We start from the raw sequence: 13,997 nt of genomic DNA, 5'->3' as shown, positions 1-13,997 counted from the left end.
ATGCGGCACGTACTCTCCGCGGTTGTACAAAACGTTCCCGGCGTCTTGGCCCACATCTCTGGCATGTTGGCTTCGCGCGGTTACAACATCGAATCCCTCGCCGTTGGCGAAACCGAGAATAAGAACCTATCTCGTATGACGTTTGTCGTCGTCGGCGATAATCGTGTATCGGAACAAGTGCGAAAGCAGTTGGAAAAGATCGTCACGGTTGTCGGGGTTCAAGACATCTCGTCGCGCGACTTTGTCGAACGAGATCTCATGCTCGTGAAGGTCCACGCCCCAACCGGTGCCGTGAGGACTGAGATTCGCGAACTCGTCGACATTTTCCGCGGCCGGGTTGTCGACGTTGGACACGAAGAGTTGATGATCGAAATTTCGGGTCGCGAGAGCAAGATCCAGGCATTTATCGAACGAATGCGTCCCTATGGAATCTTGGAGCTGGTCCGAACCGGACGCATCGCCATGGTCCGAGGTAGCAATCCAGACGCGGTCGCCGAGCCATTCGAAGACCACGACTCCGACGTATAGCTCGTCCCCGTTGAATTTCTTTGGTTAGCCAGCCACGAGTCGGCTTGCACCTTCCTCCCACGTTTCTCGAACTTCAGATATCCAATCACTCATGGCTGCAACAATCTATTACGACAACGACGCTGATCTCTCGGTCCTCAAAGACAAGACGATTGCGATTCTTGGCTACGGATCCCAAGGACACGCCCAGGCACAAAACCTCCGCGACAGCGGTTGCAAGGTGATCATCGGCCAACGACCTGGCAGCAAGAACTACGATTTGGCCGTGAGCCACGGTTTCAAACCTTTGGATATCGCCGAAGCGACCAAGCAAGCGGATATCATCAACATTCTGTTGCCCGATGAAGTCCAAGGGGACCTCTATCGAGCGCACATCAGGCCGAACCTATCCCAAGGGAACGTGCTGATGTGCTCCCACGGCTTCAATCTCCACTTTGGACAAATCGACCCTCCACAAGGAGTCGATACGCTTCTCGTTGCCCCTAAAGGCCCTGGCCACCTCGTCCGAAGCGAATACACCAAGGGGGGCGGCGTCCCCTGCTTGATCGCCCTCGGAACCGGCGCGAGCGACACGACCAAGAAAATCGGCTTGGCGTATGCAAAGGGTATCGGCGGAACGCGCGGCGGTGTGATCGAAACCACGTTTGCAGAAGAGACCGAAACCGATTTGTTCGGCGAACAAGTCGTCCTTTGCGGTGGTGTGAGCGAATTGGTTAAGGCTGGCTTCGAGACATTGGTTGAAGCGGGTTACCAACCAGAGATGGCCTATTTTGAGTGCATGCACGAACTCAAGCTGATCGTCGACTTGCTCTACCAAGGGGGGTTGAACTACATGCGATACAGCATTTCCAACACCGCCGAGTTCGGCGACTACACCCGCGGACCACGCATCATCACCGCGGAAACCAAGAAGGAAATGAAGAAGATCCTCACCGAAATCCAAACCGGACAATTTGCCCGCGAATGGATTTTGGAAAACCGAGCCAATGCTCCTGCTTTCAAGGCCCAGCGCCGCATCCAACGCAAACATCAAATCGAGCAAGTTGGACAACAACTACGTAGCTTGATGAAGTGGATCGACGCCAAAGTCGTCGACTAAGCGATTGGCTTCGCACGCATCGACTGCATGCAACTGCCGACTCCAAGCTTCTTGGATTCTCCAAGGGCCATAAACACCACAGCCTAGGGTAACACCCTAGGCTGTTTCATTTGGTATTCGGCGATCTTCGCCACCAGCTAGTGGCGTCAGAGAATTCTCAATGGAAACGAAAAAGGGGAGCAACTTGAGGCTCCCCTTTTTCGTATTCCCAATGCGACTTATCGCTTGTGGAAGTTGTACTCTTTGTTGTTCGGGTCGAAGTCCGCATCGGTAAGACCGACATTGAACTTCAAATCTTGGTAGGTGTACTCTTCAATCACCTCTAACTCAGCACCCGGCTTCTTCGGCCAATCGTAGGCTGCGTATCGCACGGGAATCTTCAACTGGTCGTCCATAAAGATTTGAGCGATATGGAAGTCGTAGTGAGGTTGCTGAATGGGGTGCGTGACTTGAATGATCGAGCACTCCCGTTTGCTTACCTTTGCTCCAGGAATCAACTCGACATTGCACATGCCGTGTCGTTTGTCGCGCTCGCCTCGTTCGATCAACTTGACGACCAAGTTTTCGATCCCGATATCCGTCAGCGGGTAACGCTGGCCAGCCATGGCGAGCATCCCTGTCGGGGGAAGATGGTGGGTGCCGAGCATCCGTTTCATCCCCCCTTCGTGGGCGACCAAATTTCCTTCGTTCTGGTTTTCAACGAAGATCACTTCGCGTCCCTTCACCGCCGCTGGCTTCAAAAATGCCAAGTAGACACTGAAGGGAGTTACGATCTGGTTGTTCTCCATCTTGCGATTGCGAATCTTGACGAACATGAATTCATGCTCACCTAGAGTGGTGTTGATTCGCTCTCGTTTGACCAACACCCCCGTGTAGTCGCTGAGATCCCGTTGGATCATGCCGATCGACTGATGAGCCAGTTGGATGGCCGGATCGAGCGGGTGTGGAACACTATTCGGAGCAACGACCTCGTTCTTCGAAACCCGCATCACAGGTTGGGTTAGCTTCGAGGGGTCTTCCTGAGCATTGACGGCAGGCATAGCAACACCCAGCAGTCCCAGGGAGAGAATTGATTGCTTTAGCCAGCTACGTCCATGTCGCTTCATTGAATTCCTACTCCGTTACTTTTCCATCTTGAGCTTTTCGCGAGTGCAAGCCTGCACGCTTTTCTTATCGAACCCACATGGAGTGCGGATGAAAAGAAAAAGGGGGAAGCGGTACAATCGGAAGCATCTCTCGACAACTGGGAAGTGTTTTCTGCGTTAAGGGGGAAGAAGTCGGCATCCACGACGCACGAAACAGGGAATCGCCGCCGCCATCACGCGGCTTGCCGCACTCCTCCCTGGGAATGCGATTCGCTTTTACGGCATTCCGACGATTCTTGCGACGCCATACCGCTGCGGAGCGAGACCGCGACATCTTGACCTGCCAAACGCGTGTAGAGCCTTTCAAAACCACCGATCATGCGTTGAACGTGAAAGCGATCCAACGCCGAGTTCTTGGCCGCTTGCAATCGCTCGAAGCGTCGTTCGTTTTGATGCAAGGCATCGAGCATGAGATTAGCCAGCATGGAAGGATCGTCCCCTCGCAGAATCCAGCCTAACTCTTTGTTTGTGTAGGGATTGCGAAGGACTTCCGCCAGTCCATCGCACTCGGATGCGATCACAGGCACCCCAAGCATTTGGGCTTGAATGGCCACGAGCGAAAGCCCTTCGGACAGAGATGGGTGTACAAATGCGTCGCTCCCTGCGATCCAACGTGTGGGGTCCGCCTGAAAACCTAACAATTGAACATGCCTCTCCAAGGAATACTTACGAATAAGTTTCTCCAAGTCCCCTCGTTCTCGACCCTCGCCGCATATCGCCACCCGAAACTCGGGCAAGTGCCATCGCAGATGATGTGCCGCCTCTACCAATCGGTGATAGGCTTTGCAGGGGAGCAAACTCCCGACTGCGGAGAAGACCGGCACACTTTTGTCGATTCCCAATTGTTCACAAATACTGAATCGCGCCTCTGCCCGCTGAATGCTAGTGTTTTCAACACCGCCGTGAATGACCGTCGTTCGAGACTCGGTGATTCCGGACTCAAGGCAGATCTTCCGAACGGCTTGCGATACACAGACGAGCGAGTCAACGAGCCAGTTGTAACGTGCGGCCGATTGGATTGGAAAAGCCGTATGCTTGACGGCAACTCGCCGAATACCCCTCTTCCCCAACAGAGCCATGGAGCTCCAGTTGACGGCGTGGGTGTCGTTTGCGTGCATTACCTGGACTTCAGAACTCTCGCAGATCCTTCGAATTCGTATCAGATCGCGAAGCTTCGGATTCCGGCTCGGGACGGAAAACTGTCGGTAACCCGCAGTGTGAACTTTGGCAGCTAACGGACTCACCGGGTCTGTAAACCAAACGATCTGGTGCCCGCGTTCTAGGAGCCCTCGTCCCAGCGACCAAACAAATTGCTCGCCACCGCCCCAGATGGACTGGGAGGACATCAACGCAATTTTGAGTTTTTGGCCATCCATGGAAACGGTCCCGCCCTTCGTCATTGTTTTGGATTCATTTGGGATACTAACTCTTCGTTCCGCTCAGGGTCCATAGCAAAACTCTCCCCCCTCTCCTGAACGGCCCTTGCACAGCCACCTCAAAGATTGGAGAGTATCGCAACCCCTTCCATTCGCCTCTGCTAGCAATCGAATGAAACTCCGGAAAAACCTCCTAAAACCCCTCCGCATGGACTGGCATGGTTGTCCAACCACCGACTTGACGACGGTCACTGGAGATCGATCCATCGCCCAACTGCTCGATTATGCTCCTTTCCAGTCGCTTCTTCGACGCCCCATCCAACTCCTCCAAGCTTACGAACAGGACCGTCGCGGCAGCTTGCTGGCAAGAATCTTTCAATTTGCCAATCGATCGCATGCAATCGTCGATCGGGTCGTCGTCTTCGCTCCCCCTGAAATCAAGCAGGCTATCGAATCGATATGGAGTACGTGTTGCCAACCATTTTGGAACGAACTCTCTCGCGGTGATCGCGGAAGCAAGCCGAGGATTACCTTTGTCGGGCACGAATTGGACAACGATTCCATCCAAGGTGCCCTGCACATGTTGGGTGCGCACCGAGATGTCATTTGTCATGACGTTTCCGATCGATGGTCGATAGTCATCATCGAACCGGGAGAAGGTAGCCGGCGCAGCGATTTGGCGTTGCGCTACTTCCTACCGGCTCTTCGCAACCAATTAGGCAACGACCCCACCTGGATCCGCGACTGTGTCGTGGCAGTGACGTCACCCCGCAATCGCTGGTTGGACTCCTACACCGAATTGGGACTTTCTCGATACCTCGAGCTGACAGATTGCGTCGGATTTACAGATTCGCTCGCGACAGCGGCTACTCTCTTACCAGCGGCACTCTTAGGAGTTAATGTCATGGAGTTGCTGGCAGGCGCATCGGCTGGTTCGCGTTGTACCGAGCAAGCATTCGAGCTTTCGCACTCTCCGATTCATCTCGCACTCGCCAACGGTTCGATTCATCCTGTTTGGAATCCCCATCCTCGAATACTCCAACTTTGGGGCAGCAGTCTACGGCCTATCGGTGAGTGGTATGAAGCGATGGTCGACTTGTCGCTGCAGAACACTTTCGCGACGTCTCGATTCGGGTGCGAGAGTGAAGAAAGCCCCTCGATCCATCCGATGGAAGCGACTCCATCGGCGATCCAATCAAGCCGCTTGGTTCGACACCATATCACCACGGGTGCATGGCGCTTCGATGCACTGGAGTTGTCTCCAGGTAAGTCACTACCTTCGATCTGGCAGCGCGAGTTGGAACTCTGTATCGAACGGTTCCAACAAGCGGGAAGGGTACAAACCCAAATGGATCTTCCCATCATCGATGAGCTGCACGTCGGCCAACTGATGCAGTGGCTTCAAATTGCGATAGCCACGGAGCGATGGCTACAGTGTACTGACGTTGGGACCCTCGCAGGGAGTTGAACCCGATCGTACGCTACCTCCAACCTTGCGGAAGCAGCAGCGTCCCTCCGACGCGTCAGCGAGGGAATCCAAGAAGCTCATCTTACACAATCAACGCCAACCAAGCGATGCAACGAATGTGTTGCGATCTGGACTATGTAGATTTGCTCTTTCCGCTGCTCATGTCTCAGTCCCTCGCTAACGCGTCGGGTTGTGATGGGGGATGGGGTTTCATAACGTCAAAATCTTCTTAGTAAACATCTCGAACATAGCGACCGGATTCTTTCAATTCCCGCAAATAGGCTTGCGATTGATCGGGTGTCATGTTCCCGTGCGACGAGATGATTTCTAACAATGTGTTTTCAACATCGAGGGCCATGCGGCGTGCATCGCCGCAGACAAAGAAGTAGGCTCCCGCGTTGAGCCATTCGAAGAGCTCTCCTCCGTTCTCCTTCATTCGGTGCTGAACGTAGACCTTCTCTGTCGAATCACGACTAAAGGCTAGTTCAAGGCGGGAAAGCAATTGGGTCTCCACCCATCTCGATAATTGTTCACGATAAAGAAAATCGTTCTCACGCGTTTGATCACCAAAGAATAGCCAATTCTTTCCTTCTGCGTGATCCGTCTCGCGTTGTTGCAGAAAGGAGATAAAGGGTGCGATGCCGGTACCGGGTCCAACCATGATCATCGGAGCCATGGGATTCGACGGAATCGTGAAGCCATGCGACTTGTGTACAAAAACCTTCACTCGACTACCGGGAAGCAATCGATCGGCAAGCATTGTCGATGCGACACCTTTCCTCGTTCGATCTCGGATTTTGCTCTCCACTCGACTTACCGTCAAATGGACTTCACGAGGGTAACGAGACTGGCTGCTCGCAATGGAATAGAGTCGCGGCGCGATGGGTTGCAAGCAATCGATAGCGATTTGAGGGGTCCATGGTATGGACGAAAATAGTTCCATGAACTCGACGCAATCCAGTTCATCCAATTGATCCGACTCTGCAAATGCCTGAAGCTCCAAAACGATGTCTGCATCCACACGAACCTGCCCATTCCTTTTGGGTCGATCCTTCACCAATTGTATGGCGGCTTCCACAAGCTCCATCGGTATCGATCGCAAGCAACGATGTTGTAGTTCTTGTTTCAACTCAACCTGTTTCCCGTTCACCACAGCATTTGCATGTGCGTCTAGTCGCGCCGCGATCAGAAATCGATCGACGAGCTCGATGCAGTTTGTCGGGTAGACTCCTAACGCATCCCCGACTTGGTATCGAAGCCCTGAATCAGCCAAATCGATCACGACATGTCGCGTGTCCTTGAATGATCCACGTCCGTTTAGCCGTTCGCATGAGATCAACTCAGCGATTGCAGGATTAGAACGCGTTCCTGGTTCCTGCCGTTCCGCGCGGTCCAATATCGATTGGGATAGGCTTGGCGACGCGTCGGAATGCTCCTGCGCGGAAGCCGTAGACTTCTTTACCAGTTGCCGAAGCATCTTTGCCGTCGCAGCTCCGCCGGGCGAACAGAGTGTCAGATTCTTTTCGCTTCCCTTCGCAATGGCTTCTGCGTAGGACTTGCAAAGATATCCGCATGATCCGCAGTTCAATTGGGCCATCGCTGCCATCAGTCTTAACTCTTTCGGCTGCTCCTGCGCTAATTGCATCCGCTCCGTCATCGAGAGTGAAGAGTCGTGCCACGGATACGAAGAAACGGAATCTGAAGAGCAGGAAGGCGTTGGCTTCTGATCTCTCGCATCATCCGCGGTTTCCGTAGCGTTTTCGGACGAGATGCCACTCGGAATTTTTTGGTCCAGCACTCCTAGTACCCCGGATAGAAATCCATTGAGCCAAGCTCTTTGCTCTGCAGAAAAGGGAGCGGAATCAGGAACAAGCTGCATATTCATTTCAGTTGGTTGCTCCAGTCAGTTGCTCCGAAAGCAAAGACGGCCAGTCTGCTGTTCTTGAAAAGTCAGCGAAGGATTCCGTTTCGTTTCGATGTTCGAGATAACGCTGCAGGATTCTTTCGACTGCAGCGGGGACCGCCCTTTCCGGCACAGCCTCCATAACCCTCGTAGCGATCGCAGGATCGGATCCAGTGCGACCGCCCAAAAGAATGTGGTATCCATCGATCAGATCTTCGCCATACTCAACTTTGGTCGCGATCAACCCAATATCGCCGATAGCGTGCTGGGCGCAGCTGTGATGGCAACCTGTGAAGTGAATATTAACCGGATGGTCGAGTTCGATGCGATCTTCAAGGTAAGTCGCCAGCTCCATGGCGTTTCGTTTCGTATCAGCACCTGCGTATTTGCAGCCTGAACTTCCCGTGCACGCCACCAACCCCGCCCGAACACTATTGTGTTCCCATTCCAAACCGAGTGCTGAGATTTCGTCAAGCACATGGGGTAGATCCGCGGTGGGAATAGAGGGAAGGACGATGTTCTGCCATACCGTAAGCCGAATCGATTGATTTCCAAACCTGCTGGCAATCGATGCCAAACCACGGCATTGGGCGCTCGTCAATCGGCCTACTGGGCAGATCACTCCGACATAACATCGATCGGGCTGTTTTTGCGGATGCACGTCGACATGTGCCCACCGATCCACATTGTCAGAAACGACGTAACTATCCGAATCGACACGTCGTATGGGCGACTTGTACTCATTCTCAACTTCATTCAGAAACTTCTCAAAGCCCCAATCATCGAGGAGGTATTTGAGACGGGCTTTCCTGCGATCGGTCCGATCACCATGTCGGATGAATACACGAAGAATCGCCTCGCAAAGGGGTACACATTCCGACGGCTCAGCGAGGACACCGGTCGTTCGAGCGAAATCCCCGTGTCCAGTAATCCCCCCTAGCCCCAGCAAGAAGTAGATGCCTTTTGCAATGCCTCGGTCTTCCCGTTCTACACGAACCGCGTGCCAGCTCACATCGTTTGTCTCGGCGAGGCAACTGATTTGGCCGCCCCCATCAAACGCAATATTAAATTTGCGCGGCAATCCATAGAGTTCCGGTTTATGAAGAATGTGGTAATGGAGTTCTCTCGCGAGCGGCAATGTCTCGATAATTTCCGTCGGATCGATACCACTTAGCGTACTGCAGGTCACATTCCGAACATTGTCAGCCCCCGCACCCGTCGTCACGATTCCCAGGTCTCGCAAACCGGACAGAACATCCATCGCGCGTCCGGCTGGTATTCCTCGCAGTTGCAGATTGGCACGTGTTGTCACATCGACGAAGCCTACTGCACACTCGTCAGCCAAATCGGCGACTCCTCGGAACTGGTCCGCTCGCAAGACACCGCCAGGAAGACGCATGCGACACATGTACGAGTCTTGAGCTGGCGCGACATAAAAGAGTCCGTAGTACTTGGTCAAGAAGAGGTCTGTCCCTTTTGGAAATTCTCCCGCAGCAGAGCGACGTCCGATTTCTTCCCACATCCCAAGCCCACTTTTATCACGTTTGGCTTTTTCCTCCGTAACCAGTTGTTTGCCCGAAGCTTCGAAGCGTTGCTGTGCTTCGAGGTGTATGGCAGAAAGGTGGCTAGTAGACGCCCCTGACTGCCCTCCCACTTGGAGAACCGTGGACACAATCTCTTTGGCTCCTAAGGAACCGCTCAGAACAGGCAATTTCCGAATCGTGCGAGCGACATCCGTCCCGAGGACTAGTCCCTGTAGATAAGCTTGCTGCTCTTTCGTAAAGGTCTCTGGTGCGTTCATGGTTCTCCTATGCGTTCTATTCCGCGTTCGCTTTTGGACGATTTCGGTTCGTGGATGATCCGTACAATCGAATTTTTGAAGGATGGCTGGCGAGAGTAAGGATCGATGTGTTGCAGCGTCAACTGGTTGGTTTGATTGTCGTGCATGGGCATAAATACCTGCCCTACCTGAAGAGTAGACAAAACAACAGCTTGCACCCGCGCTCGTCCGCGTGGGCTTTCGACTAACACCCAATCGTTTGCATGAATTCCCAGTCGGAGTGCATCGTCCGGATGGATCTCGATGTACGGGTCGCTTGGATACAGCGTTCGTAAAACCGAGCTTTTCGAAGTCCTTGTTTGCGTATGCCATTGACTTACGGTCCCTCGCCCCGTGAGCAAGAGGAACGGGTACTCTTGGTTGGGAGTTTCTGGCATTTCGCGAGGAGATTCAAAAAGGAACTTCGCCTTTCCATCTGGATGGAAGAATTTCCCATCGGAAAACAATCTTCGTTCTCGGGGGGGCTCACGATCGGGGCCAATCGATTCTTGGTCCTTCGACGACCAAGGCCATTGAATGCCACCTACGGAGTCGAGCTGTTCATAGCTTTGAATGCCGGTGATATCATTTGGCATACCTTCGCTGATTGTTTTGAGTGATGCAAAAACATCGGCGGGTCTTTTCCACTTCGCGAACAGCGAGTCACAGCCCCATTCTTGCGCAATCAGACGAAAGATGGAGAAATCCGAAAGGGCTTGACCAGGCGATTTCGCAATTCGCTTGATCGTTCCAATACGGCGTTCGCTATTGATAAAGGTTCCTTCTTTCTCTCCCCAGCCTGCGGCGGGCAGAATCAAATCGGCTTTTTGCGCGGTCTCTGTGGTCGTGTACATGTCTTGCACGACAAGAAAATCAAGCTTGGCAAGGAGTCGTTTTGCACGGATGCTATCAGTCCAAGAGTGAGCGGTGTTGGTTGCGATCACCCAGAGGGCTTTCACCTTTCCGGCATCGATACCATCCATAATTTGGTCATAGGCCCAACCTGTGTCGGTCGGAATGTTCTCCTCCGGAATCTCCAACCATTGCGAGATCTTTTGCCGGTGCTCCGAGTTGGAAAAATCGTGGTGTCCGACCAAGCTGCTGGTATTGCTAAACAGTCGCGACCCCATCGCGTTGCATTGACCTGTGATGCTATTAGCACCGGTCCCCGGTCGACCGATATTTCCGGTCATTAATGCGAGATTGATAATGGCCTGCGCTGTGCGAACTCCTTGATAGGATTGATTCACTCCCATCGTCCACCAGAACGAGACTCGTTTGGAGTTCGATAAGTGCTCGGCGACTCGATTCAGTTGTTCCGTTGAGATTCCCGTTTCCAGAGCAGTGCGGTCGAGTGTGTACTCTTCGATGAACTCTCGAAACGATTCGTAACCGACGGTGCTTTGATTGACGAACTCCCAGTCGACAGCTCCGCGTCGATCGACTTCTCTCGCAAGCCCATAGAGTAAGACCAAATCGCTTTTCGGTTTGGCTTGCACATGCTCTGTTGCAGCCATGGCGGTTTCTGTTTTGCGAGGATCCACGACGAGGATAACCGGGTTGCGTCGATTCCGTAGGACTCGCTGCCAAAGTATCGGATGCGCTACGCAGGGATTTGCGCCGATGAACATCAAGACATCGGATTGCTCGAAATCTTCATACGTGAACGGTGGAGAGTCGAATCCAAAGCTTTGCTTGTAGGCCACCGCCGCGGTCGCCATGCACTGCCGTGTATTGCCATCACCGTGCTTGATTCCCATTCCAAATTTCGCGAGAGTACCGAGAAACGCCATTTCCTCGGTCGGTATTTGGCCTGTGCTTATAAATGCGACGGAGTCCTCTCCATACCTTTGTTGAATATCCTTGATACGTCGACAAAAGTGAGATACTGCTTCCATCCATGGGATCTCCCTCACAGCATTCGTACTTCGATCACGTTGCAATGGGACTGTAGCGCGATCGGCTGCGTCGAGAACGCGAATCGACTCCCAACCTTTAGGACATGCCATACCAAGGTTGACTGGGTAATCCGCGCGAGGGGTCACATTGACAGGATTCCCATCGACGAGTTGGACTTGAAGACCACATCCTGTGGAGCAATAGCCGCACACCGAATTGGCGGTTGCATCCGGTATCTTTGCAATAGGCAGGACCCCAAGTCCTTGGTGCGTTTCCATCTGCTTGAGCTGAACAGTGAGCGGTCCCGTTTTCGCTACGAGTTTGGGTACGTTCGCAAGCCATCGGATCATAGGGCTGCCCCCGGCATTCGTGGGAACACACAAGAGGCAAAATAAATCCATCGGTGAAGGGCATGCAGAAAGATCGCCGCTAAAAATGCAATCTCACTTCTTTCCACGACGATTGCCAATAGCGTGATGAGATTCCATCCGAGGAGACACCAGACGTGTGGCATCAGCTTCTGTTTCGTCAACCTCCCGCTGCGCGCCGACATATCCTCTGCTGACATTCCATTAGAATTTCCACTGCGCACGAGATCGAGGCATTTGGGGAGAAAGGCGAGCATCGAAAAAGCCCATGCTCCCAACATCCAGCCTTGTGATAACGAAGTGATCGCTCCAAAACCCAGACAACCTAGTCCAACGATGGTCCAAGCCATGTCCCATAGGGTTCGCGACCGGTTCCAGACACGCCTTCCCGTCGCGATATAGATCATGGCGGAACAATAGGCCCCAATCCATCCAAGCATCGTGGTTGCGTACATCCCTGTTGTCGCCAGGTGGCCCACTCCGGAGAACCCTAAAGCGGAGAGTGTCATCACCACTGACGTAGCGATGGACGAAGCCATGAATGCCCCCAGTACGACCGCCTCTCGACTCAGCCAACTCGATCGCCAACCCAAGAAGACTCGAAAGGCATAAAGTGGACGTCCCAAATGAAGCAATGCGGCGTGAACACCGAAGACTCCCAGCAAGGTCGCTACCCAAGCGACGGCGAGTGTATTTTGGACGGACGAAGAGGTAAGGCACAAACAGGACCAGATTCCTATACTGGCTTGGGATAACGTCAGCATGACGACCAACGGCCAGTGACCATCCTGCAGCGACTCGGCAGCGGCTTCGACCGACTGAAGCCCTAACATAGACGCGTTCGTTTGGAGCAGCGCAGGTCTGCGAGAGGTTTTATATTGGGTCGTTGGCCGCGTATGGAAACTCTCGGGCGCAGTCGGAACGAGAGCTACCTGATGGGAGGCAGGTCGGCACTGCTCGCGGCTTACAATCGAGATGCGAATTGCACTGTTCGGGCACGCTTGAACACATGCGGGTGCTCCCCCCACCGATAACCTTTGAGAACACATATCACACTTGCGTACAATTCCTAGTTTTTTGCTGAATTGCGGCACTTCGTACGGGCACATCATCGTGCAGTACTTGCACCCAAAACACTGGTCGTCGAGATGCTTGACGATGCCTGTTATCTCGTCTTTCTCATACGCCTTGACAGGACAGCCTTTAAGGCATCCCGGATCGACGCAATGATGGCAAGCAGTTGTTACATGTTGCACCAAGGGCAACTCGACCTTTGTGCTCGTGATCGCACCAACTTTGCGCCAGGTCTCGGTGTCACCGAGGTCATTCAAATTGTGGCAAGCAACGACGCATGCTTTGCATCCGCTGCAAGCGTCTAGATCGACTTGAAAGGCGTATTGCTCTCCAGCTTCTGGCAGCGATACAGGAACGAGAGCGCTATAGACATCTCGATGAAAATCAGCTTGATCATGCCAATAGGAAAACGAATCCACCGCGCTCATAGAGCGTTGTTCACTCAACAAATCCTCTAGACGGAGATATTGCGGAGGGATTTGGAGTTGGAATCGATCTTCGATTGCAGACATCGCTTGTTCCTATGCCACTTTCACAAGCGGATGCTCAAGAAACTCGATGACATGACTGCGATGAGAGAGAAAGTCTGCGCTTTCCAGAACCGTATCGCGATTTCGAGGTCGAGGCAAGGTTATTGTCGCGATGTCACCGATCGTTGCATCGGGACCATTGGTCATCATGATAATTCGGTCACTTAACAGTACCGCCTCGTCCACATCATGGGTAACCATCATGGTGGTTATTTGATACCGGCTCCAGACATCGAGCAAAACATCCTGAAGCTCGAATCGCGTGAGTGAATCAAGCATCCCGAATGGTTCGTCGAGCAAAAGCATTTTTGGCTTCAAAGCAAAAGCGCGAGCGATTCCAACTCGCTGTTGCATTCCCTGCGAAAGCTCGGAGGGTTTTTTCCCAAGCGACGCGGAAAGCCCCACTCGCTTTAACCATTCGGCTGCGATCTCTGCAAGCTCCGTGCGTCGCTTGTTCGGCTCGACTTGCTCCAGTCCAAGCATCACATTTTCAAGTGCTGTTAACCACGGAAGTAAATTGGGGGATTGGAACACCACGGCTCGATCCGGACCTGAATCAAGGACTTCGCGGTGATCGAGAACGATTCCGCCGCCGTCGAGTTTGTGTAGACCTGCGATCATCGATAGCACGGTGCTTTTGCCGCATCCGCTATGTCCGATGATGGAAACAAACTCCCCCTCACACATATTGAACGTAAAGTCGCGAACGGCGACGAATGGACCGCGAGCAGTCTTAAATTCTTTTCGCAGTCTCCAGCACTCGAGATAATTTTTTTGCATAGTCGCTG

Annotated in this window: 10 protein-coding genes; 3 read left to right on the top strand and 7 right to left on the bottom strand. The window is 53.1% G+C overall.

Annotated features, from left to right (window positions below):
* Both ilvN and ilvC read left to right on the top strand, forming a co-directional pair.
* Positions 1–528: an acetolactate synthase small subunit gene (gene ilvN / locus SH467x_RS16315; protein WP_482368167.1), complete on the top strand. Its 528-nt coding sequence runs from the start codon at positions 1–3 to the stop codon at positions 526–528.
* A 91-nt stretch (positions 529–619) separates the two neighbouring features.
* A complete protein-coding gene (gene ilvC, locus SH467x_RS16310) occupies positions 620–1,627 on the top strand; it encodes a ketol-acid reductoisomerase (protein ID WP_146678652.1) in 1,008 nt (335 codons plus the stop codon).
* A gap of 218 nt (positions 1,628–1,845) precedes the next feature.
* Here ilvC and SH467x_RS16305 read toward each other — a convergent pair whose 3' ends face one another.
* A complete protein-coding gene (locus SH467x_RS16305; protein ID WP_482368166.1) occupies positions 1,846–2,733 on the bottom strand; it encodes a DUF1571 domain-containing protein in 888 nt (295 codons plus the stop codon).
* Between the two features lie 212 nt (positions 2,734–2,945).
* Positions 2,946–4,172, bottom strand: a complete 1,227-nt coding sequence (locus tag SH467x_RS16300; RefSeq protein WP_482368165.1) for a glycosyltransferase — start codon at positions 4,170–4,172, stop codon at positions 2,946–2,948.
* 148 nt (positions 4,173–4,320) lie between these two features.
* On the opposite strand from SH467x_RS16300, the gene SH467x_RS16295 reads away from it, so the two are divergent.
* Positions 4,321–5,616 (top strand): hypothetical protein, encoded by a 1,296-nt coding sequence (locus SH467x_RS16295; RefSeq protein ID WP_482368164.1) that lies wholly within the window; start codon positions 4,321–4,323, stop codon positions 5,614–5,616.
* Positions 5,617–5,845: 229 nt separating this feature from the next.
* On the opposite strand, the gene SH467x_RS16290 is transcribed toward SH467x_RS16295, so the two are convergent.
* Genes SH467x_RS16290 through SH467x_RS16270 form a run of 5 tightly spaced genes read right to left on the bottom strand, consistent with a single transcriptional unit; the run spans position 5,846 to position 13,989 of the window.
* Entirely contained in the window at positions 5,846–7,501 is a 1,656-nt protein-coding gene (locus SH467x_RS16290; protein WP_482368163.1) for a sulfite reductase subunit alpha, read from the bottom strand.
* 1 nt (position 7,502) lies between these two features.
* Positions 7,503–9,320: a NirA family protein gene (locus tag SH467x_RS16285; RefSeq protein WP_482368162.1), complete on the bottom strand. Its 1,818-nt coding sequence runs from the start codon at positions 9,318–9,320 to the stop codon at positions 7,503–7,505.
* Positions 9,317–11,587, bottom strand: a complete 2,271-nt coding sequence (locus SH467x_RS16280) for a molybdopterin oxidoreductase family protein (protein WP_482368161.1) — start codon at positions 11,585–11,587, stop codon at positions 9,317–9,319. Before SH467x_RS16280 ends, SH467x_RS16285 begins: the two co-directional genes overlap by 4 nt.
* Positions 11,584–13,191 carry a DmsC/YnfH family molybdoenzyme membrane anchor subunit gene (locus SH467x_RS16275; protein WP_482368160.1) on the bottom strand — a complete coding sequence of 536 codons (1,608 nt, stop codon included), beginning with the start codon at positions 13,189–13,191 and terminating at the stop codon, positions 11,584–11,586. The genes SH467x_RS16280 and SH467x_RS16275 overlap by 4 nt, the downstream gene beginning before the upstream one ends.
* 9 nt (positions 13,192–13,200) lie before the next feature.
* Positions 13,201–13,989 carry an ABC transporter ATP-binding protein gene (locus SH467x_RS16270; RefSeq protein WP_482368159.1) on the bottom strand — a complete coding sequence of 263 codons (789 nt, stop codon included), beginning with the start codon at positions 13,987–13,989 and terminating at the stop codon, positions 13,201–13,203.
* Between the last annotated feature and the right edge of the window lie 8 nt (positions 13,990–13,997).

Source organism: Brakhagea slesvicensis (assembly GCF_052161625.1).
Lineage (GTDB): Bacteria > Planctomycetota > Planctomycetia > Pirellulales > Pirellulaceae > JBKCUI01.
This window is presented reverse-complemented; position numbering and strand designations above follow the sequence as displayed.

Bases quoted from the DNA above. Each gene is read 5' to 3' on its own strand.
- SH467x_RS16280 (WP_482368161.1), bottom strand. From the start codon at position 11,587: ATGATCCGATGGCTTGCGAACGTACCCAAACTCGTAGCGAAAACGGGA.
- SH467x_RS16275 (WP_482368160.1), bottom strand. From the start codon at position 13,191: ATGTCTGCAATCGAAGATCGATTCCAACTCCAAATCCCTCCGCAATAT.
- SH467x_RS16270 (WP_482368159.1), bottom strand. From the start codon at position 13,989: ATGCAAAAAAATTATCTCGAGTGCTGGAGACTGCGAAAAGAATTTAAG.
- SH467x_RS16305 (WP_482368166.1), bottom strand. From the start codon at position 2,733: ATGAAGCGACATGGACGTAGCTGGCTAAAGCAATCAATTCTCTCCCTG.
- SH467x_RS16295 (WP_482368164.1), top strand. From the start codon at position 4,321: ATGAAACTCCGGAAAAACCTCCTAAAACCCCTCCGCATGGACTGGCAT.
- SH467x_RS16300 (WP_482368165.1), bottom strand. From the start codon at position 4,172: ATGACGAAGGGCGGGACCGTTTCCATGGATGGCCAAAAACTCAAAATT.
- ilvC (WP_146678652.1), top strand. From the start codon at position 620: ATGGCTGCAACAATCTATTACGACAACGACGCTGATCTCTCGGTCCTC.
- SH467x_RS16285 (WP_482368162.1), bottom strand. From the start codon at position 9,320: ATGAACGCACCAGAGACCTTTACGAAAGAGCAGCAAGCTTATCTACAG.
- SH467x_RS16290 (WP_482368163.1), bottom strand. From the start codon at position 7,501: ATGAATATGCAGCTTGTTCCTGATTCCGCTCCCTTTTCTGCAGAGCAA.
- ilvN (WP_482368167.1), top strand. From the start codon at position 1: ATGCGGCACGTACTCTCCGCGGTTGTACAAAACGTTCCCGGCGTCTTG.